This is a genomic window from Verminephrobacter aporrectodeae subsp. tuberculatae At4 (assembly GCF_000193225.1).
Classification (GTDB): Bacteria; Pseudomonadota; Gammaproteobacteria; order Burkholderiales; family Burkholderiaceae_C; genus Acidovorax; species Acidovorax aporrectodeae.
In genome coordinates, this window is sequence record NZ_AFAL01000870.1 from 1 (window position 1) to 871 (window position 871).

The window sequence follows — 871 nt, forward strand, 5'->3', positions numbered from 1 at the left end:
CACCAACTGGTTGCCGTTGACCGTGGCGCTGCTGAGCACCGGGGGCGTGGTGTCTGCTGGCACCGGCGTGTTGTTGCGCACATGCCAGAGGCTGAAGTCCGCTGCAGAGTTGCCGGCAGCGTCCTGCACCCCATGGCCGGTCGGGGGTTTGGTGTAGCTGACCTCCACCGTCTCCCTGTAGGTCACGGCGCGGCTCAATGTCAGCGTGACGGTCTTGGTCGTCGCGTCCACCACGGCGCCGGTGACGGTGATGGCCCGCGTGTTGCTGCTGCCGACCGTAAAGCCTGCATTGCCCGCGAGCGCGGCCACGTCCAGGGTGCCCGCTTCGGTGTACGTGAGCACCAGCTGGTTGCCGTTGACCGTGGCGCTGTCCAGCGACGGGGGTGTGGTGTCCGTTGGCGTCGGCGTCGGCGTGCCGTGGGCCACGACCTTTTCGCTGAAGCTTGCTGCGTCGTTGCCGGCGGTATCCCGTATCCCATTGCCGCTCGCGGGTTTGGTGTAGCTGACGTTCACCGTCTCGCTATTGGCCACGGCGCGGTTCAGCGTCAGGGTGACGGTCTTGGCCGTTGTGTTCACGCGGGCGCTGCTCACGGTAATGGCCGTGCCCGCGGTGCTGCTCACCGTAAAGCCCGCGTTTCCCGTGAGTGCTGCCGCGTCCAGGTGGTTGGCTTCGGTGTAGCTGATCACCAGCAGGTTGTCGGTGACCGTGGCGCTGCTGAACACCGGGGGCGTGGTGTCCTGTGTGTTGTTGATCGCGGCCTGGCTGCTGAAGTTGGCTGCGGCGTTGCCGGCAGCGTCCTGCACCACGGCGCCGGTCGTGGGTTTGGTGTAGCTGACGTTCACCGTCTCGCTGTAGGCCACGGCGCGGCTG

General features: G+C 66.8%; 1 protein-coding gene. It reads right to left on the reverse strand.

Annotation, left to right across the window (positions count from 1 at the left end; translation table 11 throughout):
* The coding region (locus VTU_RS29665) for a SwmB domain-containing protein (protein WP_265597363.1) at positions 1–861 on the reverse strand (861 nt) is incomplete at its 3' end.
* Between the last annotated feature and the right edge of the window lie 10 nt (positions 862–871).